Genomic DNA, 20,623 nt, shown 5'->3' with positions numbered 1-20,623 from the left:
AGGGAAGGCGCGGCTGGCAAGACGGTGGCCACGCCGCTGCGCCGCCTTTCACAGATTGAGATTGCCGCCGCTGACCACCGCCGCCTGACGGAGCGGAAGGCTCAGATAGAAACGCTGCGAATCGATATCGAGCATGCCCCCGCACGCGATCGCCAGGTTGCGCACCAGCCGCAGCGCGAACCCCAGTCCCAGCACCGGCGCGTCGGGCCAGGCGCCATCCGGATTATAGCCCGGATCGAGCAGCATCTTCTCGTCGCGACCGGCCAGCGCCTGCGGCCGCACCACCGACAGCAGCATGCGCGCGCCGCGCCGCGGGTCGCGCTGCAGATCGACCGCGATCCGTTCGCCCGGTTCGGACATCGCGATCGTCGCCGCCAGCAGCCGCGACAGCATTCGCTCGACCGTCGGACCGTCCGCCGCCACCGGTGGCAGGTCGGGGTCGATCCGAAAGGCGAGCCCGCTCGCCCGTTCCTTCGCCACGCCCTCGAAATCGCCGTGCAGTCGCATCAGGATCGCGGCGGCATGAACCTCGTCGCCGCTCGCGCCGCCCTGCGCCTCGCGGGCGGCGGCGACCATGTTGAGATCCTCGACCGCGCTCAGCAGCTTGCGGCCCTGCTCCAATATGTCCTGCGCGCGGCTGCGATAGGCGGCCGCGGCCGGTCCCTGCACCTGCGCGTCGATCATCTCCGAAAAACCGATGATGGCGTTCAACGGGGTGCGCAGTTCATGCGCGAGATGGCGCAGCGATTCGGTCGGCAGCGGATCACCGGCATGGGCAGGCTCGCTGGGGGCCGCCTTCGCGGTTTCGTCCGGGCGCGGCCGCCGCGCGGTGCCACGATAGCCCCCGAACCGGCTGTCGCGCGGATCGAAGAAGGGCACCGCCGAAATCCGCCATTCGCCGGCGACTGCGCCATCGCCCGCGATCGTCAGGCGCGCGTCGCGGAACGGCGTCCGGCTGCGATAGGCGCCGGCGGCATGGCCATCGACACCATGATCGGTCTGACGCGCGGCGACCGCGATCGTCTCGCCGATCAACGGTTCGCGCGGGGCGCCATGGACCCAGCAGATCACCCCGTCGACACCGGTTTCGAAACGGAAGGATTCGATCGTCACGAACTCGGCGGGATGGTCGGCCATGGTCGCGTGGTCGATCGGCTCGGGCATATCGGGCGCGCTCGGCGCCACCAGCGGAGCCGGCTTGCGCGCCCGAAAATTCTCGATCCGCGACAGGAGATCGCGAATCTGGCTTTCCGACCGGTCATTGGCGGCCTCGACCGGCGGCGGAGCGGGCGGCGCGGCCACGACCGCAAGCGGCACCGGCGGCAAGGACTCGGCAGCATCGGTGCCGACGGGCCCCGTGGCCGGCACGTCGGCCGCGATCTCGGCGATGACCGCCTCGACCGGCGGGGCGATCGCCTCGGGCGCCGGAAGATCGACCGCCAGCGGCGCGATTTTCGCCTCCGCCACCGGCTCCGGTCCCTGAATCATCAGGTCCGACGATCCGAAATGTTCAAGTGCCTGGTTGACCGCGTCGCCCAGATCGCGGCGGTTGCGCAGCATCGTCCGTGCGGTCGGCGACAGGCGCGGCAGCACCGCGAGCCATTCGGACGCGCTCAGGATCGCGTGACCGAGCATCGGCGCCGCGATATGCGGCAGATCCTCGGCGAACATCAGCACCAGGTCGGGTGGTACCCGGCGGCCCGCCAGCCCTCGCCCCGCCGCCAGCCGCAGATCCACCGGAATTTCGGGGCGTACCGACCGCAGGAAATTATAGGCGTCGGTCGTCCGCGGTGCGTCGGCCAGCGGATCGTCGGCATGGTGGCCACGGCCCTGCGCGAGCACGTCGACGACCTGGCGCCACATCACATGTCGCGTCTCCGCCGTCGGCAGTGGCTGCGCAAGCAATGTCGCAAGCATGTCGTCAAACCGCAAACCCGGTCTCCGCCCCAATTCCGGCGCGAACCCTCGTCGCAAGCCGCCGCCGCCAGCATAATCGCCAAGCCGGCTCTCGCAAAGCGCCTTTGCCCCGACATCTCAAGATGCTTTGTTTGTTGCAGACTGCAGAAATTAAATTATGCTTTCGGCATGAATTGGGAAAGGTTTGTGTGATGGCCGATATATCGCTCGATCAGATCGATCGGACGATCCTGCGCGATCTGCAGGATGACGGCCGGATGACCAATGTCGAACTGGCCCGTCGGGCGGGTCTCACCGCCCCGCCCTGCCTGCGCCGGGTGCGCGCGCTCGAGGAAGCCGGCGTCATCGAAAGCTATCATGCCAAGCTCAGCGCGACCGCGCTCGGCTATGGCATCACCGTCTTCGCGATGGTCTCGCTCAAGAGCCAGGCCGAAGAGGACCTCAAACTGTTCGAGGAACATGTCGGCGCGCTGCCCGAGGTGCGCGAATGCCATATGCTCAACGGCGAGATCGACTTCATCCTCAAGATCGTCGCGCACGACCTGCAGGGCTTTCAGCAATTCCTCACCTCGAAGCTGACGACGGCGCCGAACGTCGCCAGCGTCAAGACCTCGCTGACGATCCGCACCTCCAAGGATATCCCCGGCATCCCCGTCGACGGTATTTGAACCGAGGCCAAAAAGAAGGGCCGGGCACCATCGGTGCCCGGCCCTTCTTTTTTGGGAGCCCGTGAATTACGCGGCCGGGTGGTCGAGCAGAACCTTCCAATAGCCTGCCAGCACCTTCTGCGGGCCGCCTGCGGGAACCGCGTCGAACGCCGCGGCCGCACCGGCCTTGTCGCCGGCCTGCGCCAGCGCCGCGCCGAGGCGCAGATTGGCGGTCGCCTTGTCGGCGTCGGGCCGCGCCGCCGCCAGCTTGTAGAGGTCGGCAGCATTCTTGTAGTCGGCATAGCCGTAGAACAGGTCGGCGTTCGACATGATCGACTTGAAGGTCGCCTTGGGGGCCTGCGACGCGGCGACCGCGCCCTTGAGCGATGCCTTGTCGGTCGCGATCTTGGGCTCCGAGATCGCCAGGATCTCACGGGTGTTCTGGCTGGTCGTCGGATTGAGCTTGCCCGCGGCAATGCCTTCCTTGAGCACCGAAACGGCTTCGTTCGGGTATTTCAGATAGGTCGCGACCGCATAGTCGAGATAGGCGTTCTGGGTTGCCAGCGGCAGCACCCCGGCGGCGCGGGCGAGGCGGAGCTGGTCGAGCTGGGCGTCGCCGGTCAGATTGGCCATCTGGTTGTAGATGAACAGCGAATCGTGCCAGTTCTGCTTGGTCGGATAGACCGAGAGCCACGAGGTGGTGACTTCGGCGAACTTCGGCACATTGTTCGATCGCGACGCGATGTCGGCGCCGCGGGCATACCATTCGGTCGGCACCGGCTGACCTGCGGCCGCCTTGTCGTTGATCACCTTCTGCAGGGTCGCGAGCGAATCCTGCGGCTTGTTGTTGCGGAACTGAACGTCGGCCAGACGCGCATAAACGTCCTGATCGGTCGAGCCCGCCGCGACCGACTGCGCATAAGCGCTTTCGGCCTTCGCATAATTCTTCGCGTCATAGGCCCAGTGACCGGCCTGCGCATAATATTGCGCCTTGTCCTTGTCGGGCACCTTGCCGGTGGCGAGCAGATCGTCGAGCGCCTGCGACTTCTTGGCCTGGTCAGTGCCCTTGAGCGCGACGTTGAGGCCGATCGCGGCCGCCATATATTTGTCGTCCTCGGTCGACGCCGCGGCCTTGGCGGCGGCGATCTGCGAATCCGCGGTCGCGAGGTCGTTCTTGGCCAGCGCATCCTGCGCGGCGGCAAGCGCCTTGCGGACCGGCTCGCTCAGCTTGAGCGCGGGCTGGGCGGCGGCCTCTTCCTTCTTCTTGGCGAGCGCCGGAGCATTGACGCCGACCGTCGCGACACCCAGGCCGAGCGCCGCGATCAGTGCATAGCGGGACACAAGCTTCATCCTTCAAGCCTCCTCAACGCGGCCCAAGGGGGCGGCCGCTCGATAAAACACGCCGGTTGACTAATGGGTCCGACCGGCCGGCACAAGCGCGGGCGGAACGATCCGGCCTCGATCGCCATCGACTGGACGCGGACGGCTGAATGCGGATTGAATGGGCATCGGCCGAATCTGTCGCCCGGGTGCCACTCCGCGAGGCTTGCGACGCATATCCGATTTCAATCCCCGCGCGTTATGCTCTAGGGCTTGCCGCATGATCGCCCTGCTCTCCCCCGCCAAATCGCTCGATTATGCGAGCCCGTTGCCGCCGCTCGCGCCCACCACGCCGCGCTTCGCGCAGGAGGCGATCGAGACCGCCGCCGCCGCCGCAAAGCTCGGACCCAAGAAGCTCGCCAAGCTGATGAGCATCTCGGACAAGCTCGCGAAGCTCAACGACGACCGCTACAAGGGCTTCGTCGAACAGGACGAGCGCCCCGCGCTGTTCGCCTTTGCCGGCGATGTTTATGTCGGGTTCGAGGCTAAGAGCCTCGACGAGCCGGCGATCGCCTTCGCGCAGGACCATGTCCGCATCCTGTCGGGCCTGTACGGCCTGCTGCGCCCGCTCGACCTGATCCGCCCCTATCGGCTCGAAATGGGCACGCGCTGGGCGCCCGGTCGCAAGAAGACCCTCTACCAGCTGTGGGGCAACAAGATCTCCGACGTGATCGCCGCCGATCTCCTCGCCGAGGGATCGGACACGATCGTCAACCTCGCCAGCAAGGAATATTGGCACGCGGTCGAGCAGGCGCCGCCCAAGGGCGTGCGGATCGTCACCATCGATTTCCGCGAGGATGGCCCGAGGGGACTGATCTTCAACAGCTTCGGCGCCAAGCGCGCGCGCGGGATGATGGCCCGCTGGATGTGCGAGCACCGCGTCACCCGGGTCGAAGATCTGAAAGGCTTCGACAGCGACGGCTATCATTTCGTCGCCGACGGTTCCGACGATCTGATCTGGCGCTTCGTTCGCACCATCGCCGCGGACTGAAGGGCCCCGACGAAACGAAGCCTATGAATCGCCCGCCGGAATGCCATGGGGGGCCCTCGCCTCGGCGAAGATCTCCCATACCGCCATGAACAGCGCGGCGACCACCGGCCCGATCACGAAGCCGCTGAAGCCGAACACCTCGATCCCGCCCAGAGTCGAGATCAGCACGACATAATCGGGCATGCGGGTGTCGCGACCGACCAGCAGCGGGCGCAATATATTGTCGACCATGCCGATCACGAACACCCCGACCAGGATCAGCACCACGCCCTGCCAGATGTCGCCGCTGACCAGCAGATAGGCGGCGACCGGGACCCAGACCAGGCCGGTCCCGATCGCCGGCAGCAGCGAAAGAAAGCCCATCGCCACGCCCCACAGCACCGGCGCATGAATTCCCAGCGCCCAGAAGGCGATGCCACCGATCAGTCCCTGGACCACCGCCACCACGACGCTGCCCTTGATCGTCGCGCGCACCACCGTGACGAACTTGCCGACCAGCGCGTCCCAGTGATCGCGCCGCAACGGCACCGCGCGGTCGATCGTGCCGGCGAGCGCCTTGCCGTCGCGGATCAGGAAATAGGTCAGGTAGAGCATGATGCCGATCGCCAGCGTGAAGCCGAAGAAGCTCTGGCCGATCACCACCGCCTTGGCCGCCAGCGACTGGAAGCTGCTGGTGATGCCGCTGACCAGCTTGGCCTGCACCGCCGCGAAATCATTGAGGCCCCAGCGATCGAGCATGCCCGATGCCCAATGCGGCAGGATGCTCTGGAACTGCTGGAAATAATGGGCGAAGTCGATCTGGCCGCTGCGGATCATGCCGTAGACGCTGGTGACCTCCTGCAGCAGGAAGACGATCAGCACGATCGCGGGGATGACGACGATCGCCATGATCGCCAGCAGCGTGACCAGCGCCGCGCGGTTCGACCGACCCGGCCAGCGCCGCAGCAGCCGCTCGTTGAGCGGATCGAACAGGATCGCGCAGACCGCGCCCCACAGGATCGGCCCGAAATAAGGCCCGATCACCCAGAAGAACGCGACCGATACGAGCAGGACCAGCAGGAGGAACGTCTTTTCTTCGAGCGCCTGCATGCGGTCGTCCCCTTCGGTGATTGCTGCCCGATAGTGTGGGGACCGGGCCCTCGATTGGCAACCGGCCCGGAACATCGCCTTGCGCCGCCCGTTGTTCCGGCAGACAATATGGGAGTCACCGCCGTGAACAGTCAGGCGCATCCGACCGATCAGGTAACCGACCAGGACAGGGGCAACGGCGTCCACCTCACCACCGAAGAGGCGCGCGCCGGCGCGACCCCGCATATGGCCCGCAATGCCTTGGGCTGGGGGTTGTTCCTGGTGGTCATCGCCTTCATCGCGGTACTGGCTTATTATAATTTCGGCTGATCGCCGCTGGTCTCGCACGACGCGGCCCCGCCGGGCGGGCCGCGATACATAGGAGACTAGCACTTCCGGTCCGCATCCGTTAGGAGCTTGGGTTCGCCTCGCTATCCGCAGGCGCGACAGCACTGACAGATACGGAAAAGCACAACTTGGCCAGCGCCCCGCCGCCCCTCGAAAACGCCGATATTTCACCGATCTCGATCGTCGATGAGATGAAGTCGAGCTATCTCGACTATGCGATGTCGGTCATCGTCGCCCGCGCGCTCCCCGATGTCCGCGACGGCCTGAAGCCCGTGCATCGGCGCATCCTGTTCGCCTCGCAGGAAGGCGGCTTCGTTCCCGGCCGCCCCTATCGCAAATGCGCGAAGATTGTCGGCGACGTGATGGGCAACTACCATCCGCACGGCGATTCCTCGATCTACGACGCGCTGGCCCGCCTCGCGCAGGATTGGGCGATGCGCGCCACCCTGATCGACGGCCAGGGCAATTTCGGTTCGATGGATCCCGATCCGCCGGCCTCGATGCGGTATACCGAGGCGCGGCTGTCGAAGATCGCGATGACCCTGCTTGAGGATCTCGACAAGGACACGGTCGACTTCACCCCGAACTATGACGGGTCGCGCAGCGAGCCGCAGGTGCTCCCTGCCCGCTTCCCGAACATCCTCGTCAACGGCGCCGGCGGCATCGCGGTCGGCATGGCGACCAATATCCCGCCGCATAATCTCGGCGAGGTGGTCAACGCCTGCAAAGCCTATATCGCCAACCCCGAGATCACGATCGACGAGCTGATCGAGATCGTCCCCGCCCCCGATTTCCCGACCGGTGCCCAGATCCTGGGCCTGTCGGGCGCGCGGCAGGCCTATCATACCGGCCGCGGCTCGATCATCATGCGCTCGCGCTATGTCGTCGAGGAAAGCCGCGGCGACAAGCGCCAGATCGTGCTGACCGAAATCCCCTATCAGGTCGGCAAATCGGGCCTGGTCGAGAAGATCGCCGAGGCCGCGAAGGACAAGCGCATCGAAGGCGTTTCGGACATCCGCGACGAGTCGAGCCGGCTCGGCGTGCGTGTCGTCATCGAGCTCAAGCGCGACGCGACCCCTGAGGTCGTGCTCAACCAGCTCTGGCGCCACACCCCGGCGCAGACCAGCTTCCCGGCCAACATGCTCGCGATCCGCGGCGGCCGGCCCGAGACGCTGACCCTGCGCGACATCGTCGAGGCCTTCGTCAGGTTCCGCGAAGAGGTCATCACCCGCCGATCGAAGTTCGAGCTCGCCAAGGCGCGCGACCGCGCCCACATCCTGCTCGGCCTCGTGATCGCGGTGACCAATCTCGACGAGGTCGTCCGTATCATCCGGGCATCGTCGAGCCCGGCCGCGGCACGCGCCTCGCTGCTCGAGCGCGAATGGCCGCGTCAGGAAATCGAATCCTACATCAAGCTGGTCGAGGCGGTCGATTCGATCGGCGATTCGCCGACCTACCGGCTGAGCGATGTCCAGGTTCGCGCGATCCTCGACCTGCGCCTGCACCGCCTCACCGCGCTCGGCCGCGACGAGATCGGCGAGGAACTCGCCAAGCTGGCGGCCTCGATCGCCGAACTGCTCGAGATCCTCGGAAATCGCGTGAAGCTCTATCAGGTGATGGTCGAGGAATTCGACGCGATCCTGCTCGAATTCGCGACGCCGCGCAAAACCGAGATCGCGCCCGCCGGCGACGATATCGACGACGAGGACCTGATCGAGCGCGAGGACATGGTCGTCACCGTCACCCATGGCGGCTATATCAAGCGCACCCCGCTCGAGGCGTTCCGCGCGCAGAAGCGCGGCGGCAAGGGCCGTTCGGGGATGTCGACCAAGGACGAGGACGTCGTCACCGAACTGTTCGTGACCTCGACCCACACCCCGGTCCTGTTCTTCTCGAACCATGGCAAGGTCTATCGCAAGAAGGTGTGGCGCCTGCCCGAGGGCGCACCCCAGGCACGCGGCCGGCCGATGATCAACCTGCTGCCGCTGGCCAATGGCGAGGCGATCACGACGGTGCTGCCGCTGCCCGAGGATGAGGAGAGCTGGGGGGCGCTCCATGTCGTCTTCGCGACCGCGCACGGCAATATCCGCCGCAACTCGATGGACGCCTTCGCCAATGTGCCGTCGAACGGCAAATTCGCGATGCGGTTCGAGGAGGACGCGACCGATCGCCTGATCGGGGTCGCGCTGCTCACCGAGAGCGACGATGTCCTGCTTGCCACCCGCAACGGCCGTGCGATCCGCTTCGAATCGACCGCGGTCCGCGAGTTCCAGAGCCGCACCTCGACCGGCGTGCGCGGCATCACCCTGAAGGATGGCGACGAGGTGATCTCGCTGTCGATCCTCAAGGGTTTCGACGCCACCACCGATGAACGCGACGCCTATCTGCGCGCCGCGCCCTGGAAGGAAAACGACACCGCGCCGACGCTGAGCGCCGATCGCATGGCAGAGTTCGCCGCCGCGGAGGAGTTCATCCTGACGGTCTGCGCCAATGGCTATGGCAAGCGTTCGTCGGCGTTCGAATATCGCCGCACCGGCCGCGGCGGCCAGGGCATCACCAATATCGACAATCTCGGCCGCAACGGCCCGGTCGTCGCCAGCTTCCCGGCGCATAACGGCGAACAGCTGATCCTGGTCACCGACCAGGCCAAGCTGATCCGCATGTCGGTTGGCGACACCCGCGTGATCGGCCGCAACTCGGCCGGCGTGCGGCTCTTCACCGTGGCCGACAACGAGCATGTCGTCGGCGCCGCGCGGATCGAAGAGAGCGAGGAAGAGGCCGAAGCCGATCTGCGCGAAAGCGCCGATGGCGAGATCGCTCCCGACGACAGCGCGGTCATCGGCGACGACCTGGCCGACGGCGGCGAAGGCGAGGATTCGCCCGAATAACCCGGATCATCGCCCCGGTTCGCCGGGGCGATGATCGGTTCGGGGCTCAGAGCCCCTGCAGAACTTTCTCCATCTGATCGACAGGATGCCCGGTCAGGTCCTTGTCGACCTCGGCGACGATCCGCGCCTGGACATCCTTGTGAAAATGGCGCCGCAGTTCGCCGAGCGTGCGCGGCGGCGCGACGATGATCAGCGCCTCGGTCGCGCCCGACCGGACCTTGCTGTTGAGCAAAGCGGCGGTGTCCGCGGCGAAGCGGTCTTCCTCCTGCTGGTGAAAATCGACCTCCTCCATCGTGCTCTGACGACCGCCGACCTGCGACATCGCCCGGCCCGGCGCATCGGTCTTCATGTCGCGATCCTGAAGATCGGCATGCGCACGCTGATCCTCGACGACGAGGTTGGGATATTCCTCGTCGCCCTCATTGCGAAGGAACAGCGATTTACGGCCGTCGGCGACGAGGACGAGGGTGTCGTGGGAAATGCGCATGGGGTTCTCCTGCTCTTTTGCTTTCGCAATCAAGAACGCCCTGCAGGTCGAGCGGTTGCTCGGGCCACCCCGTGCCCGGCTCGCCTGATGCTCAGTAACGCGGGAAAATCTTCCGGATCAGCTGCCCGCGCCACGGCCGGCCATGATAGTTGAAGAAGAACCAGCCATAGAAGGTCACGAAGAACAGCACTATCGGCGCCATCGGATCCCCCTCGCCGCGCATCCGGCGATAGAGCACCAGGTCGGCCTTGCGGCGGTCGCGCTCGGTACCGCCGCCATAGATGCCATAGGCATTGTCATGCGCACGGCACCCGGCGTTCCGATTATATTTGGACCCGTCCATGAAGATGCAATAGTGCCGTTCGGGTTCAGCCATGACACCGAGTAAGCGCCCCCGATGCCCGCGTTCAAGCGAAAAATCTTCTATCTCAGCGGCTTCGATCCACGCGGCGCACGCTATTATCATCAGCTTTTCGCCGAGCAGGCGCCGCTGTTCGGACAGGTCGCGGATCGCACGGTCAGCGTCGGCAAGCGCCGCCGCCAGCCGCCGCATTCGACCGCCTGGACCATCGAAGGCAAGCCGGCCGATGCGTCGGGCGAGGCCGACACCGTCACCGACTATGTCTTCCTCGGCTGGGACGACGTCGTCCGCCACCACTGGGTCAAGAATCCGGTAGCGCTGATCAAGGCGTCGGTCGCGGCCTATTGGAACTTCACCCGGCTGCTCGACTGGCCGATCGTCAATCGCTTCCCGATCGGGGTGCGCGTCGCCTTCTATTATCCGGGGGTCTCGGCGGTGCTGCTGCCGATCCTGCTCGGGCTGCTGCTCTGGTTTCCGGCGGTCGCGCTGCTCGGCTGGCTGTGGGGGATCGCCGCGGCGCTCGTCATCGCCGTCGCGGTCGCGATGTTCATCGTCCGCAAGATCCAGGGCTTCTGGCTGCTGCGCTTCATCATCTTCAACGACATCCTCGCGGGCGACCGGCTGCCTGCCGATGTCGAGCAGCGCATGGCCGAATTCGCCGACATGGTCGACGCCAGCCTCGACGAGGACTGGGACGAGATATTGCTCGTTACCCACAGCAACGGGTCGATCATGGGGGTGCCGATGATGGCGCGGCTGCTCGACGCCCGCGGCGGGGTGCTGCCCGATCGCTTCAGCTTCGTGACGCTGGGATCATGCATCGCGCTGATCGGCTGCCGCAAGGACAGCCACCGTTTCCATGGCCTGCTCGACCGCGTCGGCCAGGGCGATTTCCGCTGGCTCGACATCGGCTCGATCACCGATGGCGCCTGCATCGCCGGGATCGATCCATGCGTGCGCACCGAGCATAAGCGGACGGCGCGGCTGACCCAGCTCAGCCCGCGCTGGTTCAAATATTGCGATCCCGCGACCTATGACGCGCGCCGCCGCAACAAATATGAGGTCCATTTCGATTATCTGCGCAGCTTCGACCGGCTGTCGCCGCTCGATTATATCGGGGTGAGTTCGGGCCCGAGCCCCCTTGCCGCTTCGATCGCCGCCTTCGAGACCGAAAATGCCTGAAACGCCGCGCTTCACCCCACCCTATCCGGTCCCGCACAAGAGCAAGGCATCGCTGCTCAAGCGCTTCCTGACCGGCTGGAACAGCTGGATCCATACGCTGTTCGAGAAGAGCTATACGATGAAGATGGGCGAGATCCGCCTGCCCAGGCTCGATTTCTACATCGCCAACGATCTCGAGGTCGTCGAGCGGGTGATGGACGATCGCGAGAAGGTCTTTCCCAAGCATGAGTTTCTCAACGACCTGCTCGATCCGCTGATCGGCAACAGCGTGTTCTCGGCCAATGGCGAGGATTGGGAACAGCAGCGCCAGATGGTCAATCCGGCCTTCGCCCATACCAATCTCAAGCGGGTCTATCCGGCGATGCAAAGCGCGGTCGACGACCTGCTCGACCAGATCCGCCTGCTCGACCGGTCGAAGCCGATCGAGGTCGATCCGCTGATGACCCATGTCGCCGCCGACATCATCTACCGGACGATCTTCTCGGTGAAGCTCGATGCCGAGAGCGGCGACAAAATCTATCACAGCTTCCACCGCTATCAGAAGAATGTGCAGCCGAGCGCGATGCTCAAGATCTACGGGCTGCCGCTGCTCGGCTATCGCCGCCGGGCGAAGAAGGCCGCCGCCGAGATCCACGCGGTGTTCGGCCCGATCGTCAGGGCGCGCCACGATGCGTGGCATGGCGGCACCGGCACCGCGCAGGAGGACATCCTCCAGTCGCTGCTGGAAGCGCGCCATCCGGTGACCGGCGAGGCCTTCACCTATGAGAAGATCATGGAGCAGGTCTCGACGATCTTCCTCGCGGGGCACGAGACCGCCGCCTCGACGATGACCTGGGCACTCTATCTGCTCGCCGAATGCCCGCATCTCCAGGAGGCGCTCGACGCCGAAATCGATCGCCGATCGGGCGACGGGCCGATCGCCTTCGAGCATCTGCGCGGCATGGACGGGGTGCGCAACCTGTTCAAGGAGACGCTGCGCCTCTATCCGCCGGTGAGTTTCTTCATCCGCGAGGTCACCGCGCCGACGACGATGCGCGACAAGAAGCTGGCACCGGGTGCGATGGTGGTGATCTCGCCTTGGCTGATCCAGCGCAACAGCGACAACTGGAAATGCCCGCACGCCTTCGAGCCCGACCGGTTCGACGATCCCGAAGAGGCCGCGGCCTGCCGCCACGCCTATATGCCGTTCGGCAAGGGACCCCGTATCTGCATCGGCGCGGGCTTCGCCCAGCAGGAGGGCATATTGACCCTCGCCAGCATCGTCCGCGCCTTCCGGCTACGCTACCCGCCGATCGCCAAGCCCGAGCCGGTCAGCCGGCTGACCCTGCGCCCGAAGAACGCGGTACGGTTGTTCTTCGACGATCGGGAAAAAAGGGCTTAAGCGGCCCGCAGATGGGCGACGAAGGTTTCGGTCGCCAGTTGCAGCCCGCGCGCATCGTTGGCCAGCCGACGTGCCGCATCCTCGACATTGCCGGAAAGCGATCCGGCGGCCTTGACCGAACGGGTGACTTCCTCGATCCGCGCGGCCATGTCGCCGGCATCCTCGGCGGTCCCGCTGGCATGACGGCCGATGTCGTTGAACGCGAGTTGCTGGTCGTCGATCGCAGCGACGATCCCGTCGGTCTGCTCGGCCAGTTCGGCAATCACCGTGCTGACATTGGCGAGCGCGCCCTCGACGGCGTCGGCGCGTTCGTCGACGGTGCGGACCAGATCGGTGATCTTCTTGGTGGCGGCGCCCGCCTGACCCGCGAGATTCTTGACCTCGTCGGCGACCACCGCGAAGCCGCGGCCCGCCTCGCCGGCGCGTGCCGCCTCGATCGAGGCGTTGAGCGCGAGCAGATTGGTCCGTGCGGCGATATCGGCGATGATCCCGACGAACGACACGATGTCGGTGGTGCGTTCGGCGAGGGCGCCGAGCGATTCGTCGCCGGCCTCCGAACTGCGCCGCGCCACCGTCGCCAGTTCGCTCTGCCGCGATGCCGAATCGACGATCTGGCGCACCGCGCGGGTCAGCCCCGACATTTCGGCAGCCACCGAACGTGATCGTTCGGTGAGCCCCTGCGCGGTGATGCTGACCTCGCCGGTCTGATGGCCCGCCTCGATCGCGAGGCGGTTGAGGTCGCCCGATGCCGAAGCGAGTTCGTCCGATGCGTCGAGCACCGAGCGGATGACGCCGGCCACCGAATCCTCGAAACGCTCGGCCAGTTCGATCATGTCGCGGCGACGGCGCTGGTCGGCGGCCTGGGCCATGGCGATCCGCGACTGGCGCTCGGCCTCGGCGGCCCGCTCGGCCTTGCGCTGCGCCTCGAGCGCGACCACCGCTTCGCTGCGCGCCGCCTCGGCGGCGTCGGCGGCGGCGCAGGCGCTCTCGATCAGGCGCTGGCTTTCGACCTGCGCGGCCTGCTGGCTGGCGACCAGCGACTTCAGGCGCTGGGCCGCATAGGACAGGAAACTGAATTGGATCAGCAGGATCGCCGCGTGCAGCAGCACCCGGCCGAAATTGCCTTCGCCTTCGAACACCCATTGCGGGCGCACCAGTTCGATCAGCAGATGATGGATTGCGACGGTGACCGTCGCGGCGGCCAGCGGGCGCCAGTCGCACAGGATCAGCAGCGCCCCCAGCACCGCGAAGAAATACATGTGCATGTCCATCTGCCAGGGGTGGCCGGTGAACACGAACAGATAGAGGGCCGGCTGCAACGCGACCATGACCGCGACCGCGATCTGCGCCGGCATGTCGTAGCGATGCTCCCACGCCATCTTGGCAGGCAGGATATTGATCGCGATCCCCAGGCCGATCGCCAGCCCGAGATCGGGGGCGTCGATCACGAGGCCGCAGATCCCCAGGACGAGCAGGCTCAGCCAGCTGCCCGCAACCAGCAGGCGGATGCCGTTGATCTGGATGCCGGCCAGATCGCTGGCGAGCGTCGCCCCGCGCAGCGAGCGGATCGACGACAGATTGCGATACATCGCCATGATCTTGTGATCGGACATGGCATCGACCTTTGCGCGATCGGCTTAAGAAAGCGTCACCGCCGGAACGAAAGGATAAGCAAGCCGGGCATTTTCAGGCGATCGTCACGAAATTTTGCCTTTCCCGGCGCCGATCCGGTAAGGCGCCGCGATGACCCATCAAATCCATATCATCGGCGGCGGCCTTGCCGGTTCCGAAGCCGCGTGGCAGCTGGCCCAGGCTGGCATCCGCGTGCGTCTTTCGGAAATGCGCGGCGTCGAGGGCACCCCTGCGCATCAGACCGACCATCTCGCCGAGCTCGTCTGTTCGAACAGCTTCCGGTCGGACGATCCGACCAACAATGCGGTCGGCGTGCTCCATGCCGAAATGCGCGCGCTCGGTTCGCTGATCCTCCAGTGCGCCGATACCCACCGCGTCCCCGCCGGATCGGCGCTCGCGGTCGATCGCGACGGCTATTCGGCCGCGGTCACCGCCGCGATCGCCACCCACCCGCTGATCGAACTGGTCCGCGAACGGGTCGACGCGCTCCCCGACGGCCCGGTGATCGTCGCCACCGGCCCGCTCACCGCGGCCTCGCTCGCGGCCGGGATCGCCGACGCGACCGGTGCCGACGCGCTGGCCTTCTTCGACGCGATCGCACCGATCGTCCATCACCACTCGATCGACATGGACGTCGCCTGGATGGCGTCGCGCTGGGATAAGGGCGAGACCAAGGATTATATCAACTGCCCGATGACCAAGGACGAATATCTCGCCTTTCATCAGGGACTGATCGACGGCGAGAAGGGCGAGTTCCGCGACTGGGAAAAGGACACGCCCTATTTCGACGGCTGCATGCCGATCGAGGTGATGGCGGACCGCGGCGTCGACACGCTGCGGTATGGCCCGATGAAGCCGGTCGGGCTCGACAATCCGCGCACCGGCCGCTGGCCCTATGCGGTGGTCCAGTTGCGGCAGGACAATGCGCTGGGAACCTTGTGGAACATGGTCGGCTTCCAGACCAAGCTCAAACATGCCGAGCAGGTCCGCCTGTTCCGCACCATCCCCGGGCTGGAAAAGGCCGAGTTCGCGCGGCTCGGCGGGCTCCACCGCAACACCTTCATCCAGTCGCCCAAGCTGCTCGACGGCACACTGCGGCTGAAGTCGCGACCGCATATCCGCTTCGCCGGCCAGATCACCGGCTGCGAGGGCTATGTCGAAAGCGCGGCGATCGGCCTGATCGCGGGCCGCTTCGCCGCGGCCGAATTGCTCGGGCGCCCGCTCGCCGCCCCGCCGATCACGACGGCGCTGGGCGCGCTGCTCGGCCATATCACCGGTGGCGCCGATGCCACGACCTATCAGCCGATGAACGTCAATTTCGGCCTGTTCCCGCCGCTCGAGGGTGCGCGCGGCGGACGCAAGCGCAAGTCCGATCGCAAGGCGATGTATGCCGAACGCGCCGGCGAGGCGCTCAGGGCGTGGATCGCCGCCTGAGGCGGGGCGCCAGCATCCCGACCTCGCGCCGGTAGCGGACATAATCCTCACCGAACAGGCCGGTGAGGTCGCGCTCCTCATAGCGGATCGCGATCAGCATATAGGCCGACATGCCGGCGGCGAGCGCGAGATGGCCGACGCTCATCGCCGGAGTCGCCCAGAAGGCGAGGAAGAAGCCGCTGTACAATGGGTGGCGGACAAGTCGGTAGAGCAAGGGCTGGCGGAATATCGGGTCTGCGGCTGCCCTGCCGCGCAGGTTGAACCAGACCTGCTGCAGCCCGAACAGCTCGAAATGGTTGAGCAGGAAGGTGCTGAGCAGCACCGTCGCCCAGCCGAGCCCGCACAGCGTCCACAGCGCATAGACACCGACCGGCGCTTCGACCCGCCAGACCATCGTCGGTACCGGCCGCCAGCAGGCGAACAGCAGGATCAGCATCAGGCTGGCGACCAGCACATAGACGCTGCGTTCGATCGCCGGCGACACGATCCGGGTCCAGGCACGCTTGAAGCCCTGCCGCGCCATCACGCTGTGCTGGACGCCGAACATCGCCACCAGCAGCAGGTCGATCACCAGCGCGAGCGGCACTGCCGCTTGCGGGCCGACATCGACCGTCCTCGGCACGATGGGAAGATTGGCGAGGAACGCGATCAGATAGAGGAAGGTCGCGAAGAAGATCGCGTACGCCAGAACACCGAAGATGAGATGGATGCCGCGTGCCATTGGCCGTTCCCCCGAACGCAATGAAGCCGTCCCCGCTTCTACCATAGTCGCGACGGCGACGCGACAACGCTTCGTTAACCATGACTCCCGTAAATTAAGGATGATTAATGGGAGACTCTGATTGGGCCTGCAGCGCCTTGTGTACACGACTGGATCTTCGGGGGGCGTCGATGACGTCCGCTCGGCGATCAGCCGTGCCGCGCAGCGCACCGGGGTCGATTTCTCCTATCTGCTCAACCAGGCGAAAAGCGAAAGCGGGCTGAACCCCAATGCCCAGGCCCCCAACAGCTCGGCCGGCGGCCTGTTCCAGTTCATCGACCAGAGCTGGCTCGGCGCGGTCAAGATGTACGGTGCCAAACATGGTCTCGGCTGGGCGTCCGACGCGATCAGCCGCAAGGCCAACGGCCAGTGGACCGTCGATCCGGCGGTCCGCGACCAGGTGATGGGCCTGAAGAACCAGCCCGAAGCCTCGGCGCTGATGGCCGGCGAATGGGCCAGTGACAATGCCGAGGGCCTGCAGGCCGCGCTCGGCCGCCAGCCCCGCGCCGCCGATCTCTATTTCGCGCATTTCCTGGGGCTCGAAGGCGCGACCAAATTCCTCAAGCTCGCCGATGCCAATCCCGATGCCAGCGCCGCGGCGCTGTTCCCCCGCGAGGCGCGCACCAACCGCGGCATCTTCTACGACAACAATGGATCGGCCCGGTCGATGGGCGAGGTCTATGCGCTGATGGCGAAGAAGATCAGCGACGATGGATCGGCGGTCGGCACGGGCACCCCCGGCACCCTCAGCCCGACCCCACCCGGCCTGTCCGCCGATCGAATGCGACTGGCTTATGCGCAGGAAGTCTTCCAGGGCGACGGCACCGCGACACCGGCCACAAGCGACATGCTGGCGATGATGGGCGCCACCAACCGGTTCAACCTGCTCAGGCCGACCCCGCAAACGGCGATGCTCGCTTATACGATGCTGGCCTCGGGCGATGACAACCCGATCCAGAATGGCATGTAATATATATCTATCCATTGCGCGGTCGAAAAACCAAATCTACTCCTTTCGCTGAAATTCCAGCGATCGGAGAAATATTTGCGAATCCTGGTCCTTGCCGGCCTGCTTCCCAATAGTGAGCAGCCGCGGCATGGTATTTTCCTGAAGCACCGGCTCAGCCATCTTGCTGCGACCGATGGTGCACGACTGCATATATTGGCACCGATCCCGTGGTTTCCCTTCAAGGGCCGGATGTTCGGTCGCTATGGCGAATTCGCGAGAGCACGGACCGAACGCTCCACAGGTTCCATTCGCCATATCGGCTATCTCGTCATTCCCAAGATTGGCGCACTGCTGTCGCCGCTGTCGATGGCGATCGCCGCATCCTTCGAATATCGCCGACTGCGCAGGCAGAAACTCGAACCCGACATCGTCGACGCTTATTATCTCTATCCCGAGGGCGTCGCCGCGGCGCTGGTCGCGCTGTGGTTTCGCAAGCCGCTGGTCCTGAGCGCGCTGGGCAGCGATGTCAGCCAGATCGCCCGCCTGCCGCTGTCGGGCGCGTTGATCCGCTGGGCGATCAGGCGGGCATCGGCACGAACCGCGGTATGCCGCGCGCTGATCGACGCGATGATCCCGCTCGGCGCCGAACCGCGAACATCGCACGTCGTCGAGCACGGCGTCGATCTCGACCTTTTCCAACCGCTCGAAGATCGCCCCGCGGCACGGGCCCGGCTCGGCTATCGATGCTTCACCATTCTCTCGGTCGGTCATCTGATTGCGCGCAAGGGCCATGACCTGGCGATCAGGGCGGTCGCCGGATTGCCATCGGTGCAGCTCGAGATCATCGGCTCGGGGCCCGAGCGCGCACATTTATACGGCCTGGCCGGGATGCTCGGCCTGCTCGACCGGGTGAGCTTCGTCGAGGCGATGGATCAGGCGCTGCTCGCCGAGCGCATGGGCGCGGCCGACCTGCTGGTCAATTGTTCCGACCGCGAGGGCATCGCCAATGTGCTGATCGAGGCCATCGCCTGCGGCACCCCGATCGCCGCGACCCCGATCTGGGGTTCGCCCGAGGTGCTGACGTCGGCGAGCATCGGCCTGTTGTTCGATAATCGGACCACCGCGGCGATCGCATGCGGGATCGAAGCGGCGACCGAACGGGGCTGGGACCGTGCCCATATCCGCCAGCATGCGTTACGCTATTCCTGGACACAGACCGCGACCGAACATCGCGCCATCCTCGAACGCGCCCGCGACGATTATGCCATGGCCTGATCTTCGCAATCTCAGTGTTTGGCGGGCGCCCGTGCCTCGGCCGGCAACGCGGTCGGATCGTTCGCGCTGAGCAGGTTCGTCGGCGCCCGGCCTTCGCCACTCGTCCGTTCTGCCGGCTCGTCGCTGTCGGGGCCGCCCGACCAGGCGAGCGTGATCGACATGCGTCGGTTGCGCGGATCATAGAGGTCGTCGGGGACATAGGGCTCGCGGTCGGCGACACCCTCGATCCGCGCAAAGCGGGTGTTGGCGATGCCCGAATCGGCCAGCGCGCGGCGAGTCGATTCGGCACGCCCCGCCGACAACGTCCAGTTGTTGGCGGTACGCCCGGCGGCATAGGGCATCGCATCGGTGTGGCCGCGCACGATGATGTCGTTGGTCGACAGCTTGACGACCTCGGCGACCTGCCGGATCAGCGGGAAAGCTTGTGGAACCAGCTGATCGGTACCGTTCTTGAACATCGCGAAATCGGCCTGATCGACCAGGTCGATGCGCAGGCCTTCACGGGTTTCGACGAAGCGGATATTCTTCGCGAGCGCCTTGAGCGAGGGATCCGCGGCCATCTTCTTTTCGATCGCCGCCTTCATCTGCTGGAAGGCGACGCGGTCGCGGTTGCGCGACTGACCGGCGCCTTCCTTCTCACCGCCGGTCGCGTCCTTGGGCATCGTCAGCGATTTCGAGCCGGTCTGGGTCGACTTGTACGAATATTTGTCCTTGTCGATCAGCGACTCGCCGCCGAACATCCCCTTCCCGCCGCCGGTCTTGTCCTTCATCTGGATCATGGTCGGGGCGAAATAGTCGGCGATGCCCTTGCGCTGCTTCTCGCTGGTGGCGCCGAGCAGCCACATCAGCAGGAAGAACGCCATCATCGCGGTCACGAAGTCGGCATAGGCCACCTTCCAGGCGCCGCCATGATGGCCGGCATGCCCCTCGGCGATGATCTTCTTGATGATGATCGGCCTGGGCTCGGGCTCGTTCTTCCCGCGCTTGGCTGGAGGCTGGGCCATGTCGGTCTCGCGTTCCTGTCAGGAGGTCGGTTAGCGGCCGCGCATGCCGTCGAACACGTCGGCGAAGGCCGGCTGGTTCGAATGGGCGATGCCCGAACGCGCGGCTTCGATGACCAGCGGCAGCGGATGACCGTGGAGCGAGGCGATGATGATCTGCTTGACCACCCCATAGATCGCCGCGTCGGCTTCGATCACCTGGCGGCAGCGGCCGGCGAATGGCGCGACGATGCCATAAGCGAGCAGAATGCCGAGGAAGGTACCGACGAGTGCCGAGCCGATCATGCCGCCGAGGATCGCCGGCGGCTTGTCGATCGAGCCCATCGTCTTGACGACGCCGAGAACCGCCGCGACGATCCCGAGCGCGGGCAGCGCGTCGGCAAGGCCCTGCATCATATCGGCGGGCATGATGTCTTCGTGGTGATGCGTCTTCAGAGCATTGTCCATGACGTCCTCGACCGCGTGCGGATCGAGCGTGCCCGACGAGATCACGACCAGCCGCAGCGTGTCGGTGATCATGTGGATCAGCGTGCTGTCCTTGAGCAGCTTGGGATATTCGGCGAAGATGCTCGACGCCTTCGGATCCTCGATGTGCGGCTCGAGCGCGACCGGCCCTTCGGTGCGCAGCTTCTTCATCAGGCTCGACACCAGGAAGATCGTGTCGAGATAATCCTTCTTGGCGTATTTCGGTCCCTTAAAGACCTTGGCGAAGCCGCCGCCGAACGCCTTGAGCTCCTTCATCGAGTTGCCCGCGACGATCGCGCCGACGCCGGCGCCGCCGATGATCAGCATTTCGTGCGGGATCGCCTCGAGGACTGGCTCGAGATTGCCGCCGGTGATGGCGAAACCGCCGAACACCATCAGCAGCAGGATGACGAGACCGATACCTGCGAACATGAACGCTCACTCCCCACGCAATGAC

The 20,623-nt window shown here is 65.6% G+C and carries 18 protein-coding genes; 9 read left to right on the top strand and 9 right to left on the bottom strand.

What is annotated here, in order from left to right:
- Nucleotides 1-48 precede the first annotated feature (48 nt).
- Nucleotides 49-1,863, bottom strand: coding sequence for a sensor histidine kinase (locus AC1RM6_RS09500; RefSeq protein ID WP_493100615.1), 1,815 nt, complete (start codon nucleotides 1,861-1,863; stop codon nucleotides 49-51).
- 245 nt (nucleotides 1,864-2,108) lie between these two features.
- Between AC1RM6_RS09500 and AC1RM6_RS09495 the strand changes: the two genes are divergently transcribed.
- A complete protein-coding gene (locus AC1RM6_RS09495) occupies nucleotides 2,109-2,585 on the top strand; it encodes an Lrp/AsnC family transcriptional regulator (RefSeq protein ID WP_493100446.1) in 477 nt (158 codons plus the stop codon).
- Nucleotides 2,586-2,651: 66 nt separating this feature from the next.
- On the opposite strand, the gene AC1RM6_RS09490 is transcribed toward AC1RM6_RS09495, so the two are convergent.
- Nucleotides 2,652-3,914, bottom strand: a complete 1,263-nt coding sequence (locus AC1RM6_RS09490; RefSeq protein ID WP_493100444.1) for a tetratricopeptide repeat protein — start codon at nucleotides 3,912-3,914, stop codon at nucleotides 2,652-2,654.
- A 250-nt stretch (nucleotides 3,915-4,164) separates the two neighbouring features.
- On the opposite strand from AC1RM6_RS09490, the gene yaaA reads away from it, so the two are divergent.
- Nucleotides 4,165-4,935, top strand: coding sequence for a peroxide stress protein YaaA (gene yaaA, locus AC1RM6_RS09485; RefSeq protein WP_493100442.1), 771 nt, complete (start codon nucleotides 4,165-4,167; stop codon nucleotides 4,933-4,935).
- Between the two features lie 21 nt (nucleotides 4,936-4,956).
- Here yaaA and AC1RM6_RS09480 read toward each other — a convergent pair whose 3' ends face one another.
- Nucleotides 4,957-6,024, bottom strand: a complete 1,068-nt coding sequence (locus AC1RM6_RS09480; protein ID WP_493100440.1) for an AI-2E family transporter — start codon at nucleotides 6,022-6,024, stop codon at nucleotides 4,957-4,959.
- Between the two features lie 108 nt (nucleotides 6,025-6,132).
- Between AC1RM6_RS09480 and AC1RM6_RS09475 the strand changes: the two genes are divergently transcribed.
- Complete coding sequence (locus AC1RM6_RS09475) at nucleotides 6,133-6,333, top strand: hypothetical protein (RefSeq protein WP_493100439.1); 201 nt, start codon at nucleotides 6,133-6,135, stop codon at nucleotides 6,331-6,333.
- Between the two features lie 146 nt (nucleotides 6,334-6,479).
- Complete coding sequence (gene gyrA / locus AC1RM6_RS09470) at nucleotides 6,480-9,239, top strand: DNA gyrase subunit A (RefSeq protein ID WP_493100437.1); 2,760 nt, start codon at nucleotides 6,480-6,482, stop codon at nucleotides 9,237-9,239.
- Nucleotides 9,240-9,285: 46 nt separating this feature from the next.
- Here gyrA and AC1RM6_RS09465 read toward each other — a convergent pair whose 3' ends face one another.
- Both AC1RM6_RS09465 and AC1RM6_RS09460 read right to left on the bottom strand, forming a co-directional pair.
- Complete coding sequence (locus AC1RM6_RS09465) at nucleotides 9,286-9,726, bottom strand: host attachment family protein (protein ID WP_493100436.1); 441 nt, start codon at nucleotides 9,724-9,726, stop codon at nucleotides 9,286-9,288.
- A gap of 91 nt (nucleotides 9,727-9,817) precedes the next feature.
- Entirely contained in the window at nucleotides 9,818-10,102 is a 285-nt protein-coding gene (locus tag AC1RM6_RS09460; RefSeq protein ID WP_493100434.1) for a hypothetical protein, read from the bottom strand.
- A gap of 21 nt (nucleotides 10,103-10,123) precedes the next feature.
- Between AC1RM6_RS09460 and AC1RM6_RS09455 the strand changes: the two genes are divergently transcribed.
- Nucleotides 10,124-11,269, top strand: coding sequence for a hypothetical protein (locus tag AC1RM6_RS09455; protein ID WP_493100432.1), 1,146 nt, complete (start codon nucleotides 10,124-10,126; stop codon nucleotides 11,267-11,269).
- Nucleotides 11,262-12,650 (top strand): cytochrome P450, encoded by a 1,389-nt coding sequence (locus AC1RM6_RS09450; RefSeq protein ID WP_493100430.1) that lies wholly within the window; start codon nucleotides 11,262-11,264, stop codon nucleotides 12,648-12,650. The genes AC1RM6_RS09455 and AC1RM6_RS09450 overlap by 8 nt, the downstream gene beginning before the upstream one ends.
- On the opposite strand, the gene AC1RM6_RS09445 is transcribed toward AC1RM6_RS09450, so the two are convergent.
- Complete coding sequence (locus tag AC1RM6_RS09445) at nucleotides 12,647-14,263, bottom strand: methyl-accepting chemotaxis protein (protein WP_493100428.1); 1,617 nt, start codon at nucleotides 14,261-14,263, stop codon at nucleotides 12,647-12,649. The genes AC1RM6_RS09450 and AC1RM6_RS09445 overlap by 4 nt on opposite strands.
- 130 nt (nucleotides 14,264-14,393) lie before the next feature.
- Here AC1RM6_RS09445 and trmFO point away from each other — a divergent pair, with 130 nt between their 5' ends.
- On the top strand, nucleotides 14,394-15,716 hold the full coding sequence (gene trmFO, locus AC1RM6_RS09440; protein WP_493100426.1) for a methylenetetrahydrofolate--tRNA-(uracil(54)-C(5))-methyltransferase (FADH(2)-oxidizing) TrmFO: 1,323 nt from the start codon (nucleotides 14,394-14,396) through the stop codon (nucleotides 15,714-15,716).
- On the opposite strand, the gene mddA is transcribed toward trmFO, so the two are convergent.
- Entirely contained in the window at nucleotides 15,694-16,437 is a 744-nt protein-coding gene (gene mddA / locus AC1RM6_RS09435; RefSeq protein ID WP_493100424.1) for a methanethiol S-methyltransferase, read from the bottom strand. The two genes, trmFO and mddA, sit on opposite strands and share 23 nt — an antisense overlap.
- Before the next feature lie 139 nt (nucleotides 16,438-16,576).
- Here mddA and AC1RM6_RS09430 point away from each other — a divergent pair, with 139 nt between their 5' ends.
- Entirely contained in the window at nucleotides 16,577-17,446 is an 870-nt protein-coding gene (locus AC1RM6_RS09430; RefSeq protein ID WP_493100422.1) for a transglycosylase SLT domain-containing protein, read from the top strand.
- A gap of 75 nt (nucleotides 17,447-17,521) precedes the next feature.
- A complete protein-coding gene (locus AC1RM6_RS09425; RefSeq protein WP_493100420.1) occupies nucleotides 17,522-18,700 on the top strand; it encodes a glycosyltransferase in 1,179 nt (392 codons plus the stop codon).
- A gap of 11 nt (nucleotides 18,701-18,711) precedes the next feature.
- Here the strand turns inward: AC1RM6_RS09425 and AC1RM6_RS09420 are convergent, their stop codons facing one another.
- Both AC1RM6_RS09420 and motA read right to left on the bottom strand, forming a co-directional pair.
- Nucleotides 18,712-19,704, bottom strand: coding sequence for a flagellar motor protein MotB (locus AC1RM6_RS09420; RefSeq protein WP_493100418.1), 993 nt, complete (start codon nucleotides 19,702-19,704; stop codon nucleotides 18,712-18,714).
- Between the two features lie 30 nt (nucleotides 19,705-19,734).
- Nucleotides 19,735-20,598: a flagellar motor stator protein MotA gene (gene motA / locus AC1RM6_RS09415; RefSeq protein WP_493100416.1), complete on the bottom strand. Its 864-nt coding sequence runs from the start codon at nucleotides 20,596-20,598 to the stop codon at nucleotides 19,735-19,737.
- Between the last annotated feature and the right edge of the window lie 25 nt (nucleotides 20,599-20,623).

It is taken from the genome of Rhizorhabdus sp. GW822-FHT03C02 (assembly GCF_058801765.1).
This window is presented reverse-complemented; position numbering and strand designations above follow the sequence as displayed.

Excerpts from the sequence above, each read along its gene's own strand:
- AC1RM6_RS09500 (WP_493100615.1), bottom strand. The coding sequence starts at position 1,863 with ATGTGGCGCCAGGTCGTCGACGTGCTCGCGCAGGGCCGTGGCCACCAT.
- AC1RM6_RS09495 (WP_493100446.1), top strand. The coding sequence starts at position 2,109 with ATGGCCGATATATCGCTCGATCAGATCGATCGGACGATCCTGCGCGAT.
- AC1RM6_RS09490 (WP_493100444.1), bottom strand. The coding sequence starts at position 3,914 with ATGAAGCTTGTGTCCCGCTATGCACTGATCGCGGCGCTCGGCCTGGGT.
- yaaA (WP_493100442.1), top strand. The coding sequence starts at position 4,165 with ATGATCGCCCTGCTCTCCCCCGCCAAATCGCTCGATTATGCGAGCCCG.
- AC1RM6_RS09480 (WP_493100440.1), bottom strand. The coding sequence starts at position 6,024 with ATGCAGGCGCTCGAAGAAAAGACGTTCCTCCTGCTGGTCCTGCTCGTA.
- AC1RM6_RS09475 (WP_493100439.1), top strand. The coding sequence starts at position 6,133 with ATGGGAGTCACCGCCGTGAACAGTCAGGCGCATCCGACCGATCAGGTA.
- AC1RM6_RS09465 (WP_493100436.1), bottom strand. The coding sequence starts at position 9,726 with ATGCGCATTTCCCACGACACCCTCGTCCTCGTCGCCGACGGCCGTAAA.
- AC1RM6_RS09460 (WP_493100434.1), bottom strand. The coding sequence starts at position 10,102 with ATGGCTGAACCCGAACGGCACTATTGCATCTTCATGGACGGGTCCAAA.
- AC1RM6_RS09455 (WP_493100432.1), top strand. The coding sequence starts at position 10,124 with ATGCCCGCGTTCAAGCGAAAAATCTTCTATCTCAGCGGCTTCGATCCA.
- AC1RM6_RS09450 (WP_493100430.1), top strand. The coding sequence starts at position 11,262 with ATGCCTGAAACGCCGCGCTTCACCCCACCCTATCCGGTCCCGCACAAG.
- AC1RM6_RS09445 (WP_493100428.1), bottom strand. The coding sequence starts at position 14,263 with ATGTCCGATCACAAGATCATGGCGATGTATCGCAATCTGTCGTCGATC.
- trmFO (WP_493100426.1), top strand. The coding sequence starts at position 14,394 with ATGACCCATCAAATCCATATCATCGGCGGCGGCCTTGCCGGTTCCGAA.
- mddA (WP_493100424.1), bottom strand. The coding sequence starts at position 16,437 with ATGGCACGCGGCATCCATCTCATCTTCGGTGTTCTGGCGTACGCGATC.
- AC1RM6_RS09420 (WP_493100418.1), bottom strand. The coding sequence starts at position 19,704 with ATGGCCCAGCCTCCAGCCAAGCGCGGGAAGAACGAGCCCGAGCCCAGG.
- motA (WP_493100416.1), bottom strand. The coding sequence starts at position 20,598 with ATGTTCGCAGGTATCGGTCTCGTCATCCTGCTGCTGATGGTGTTCGGC.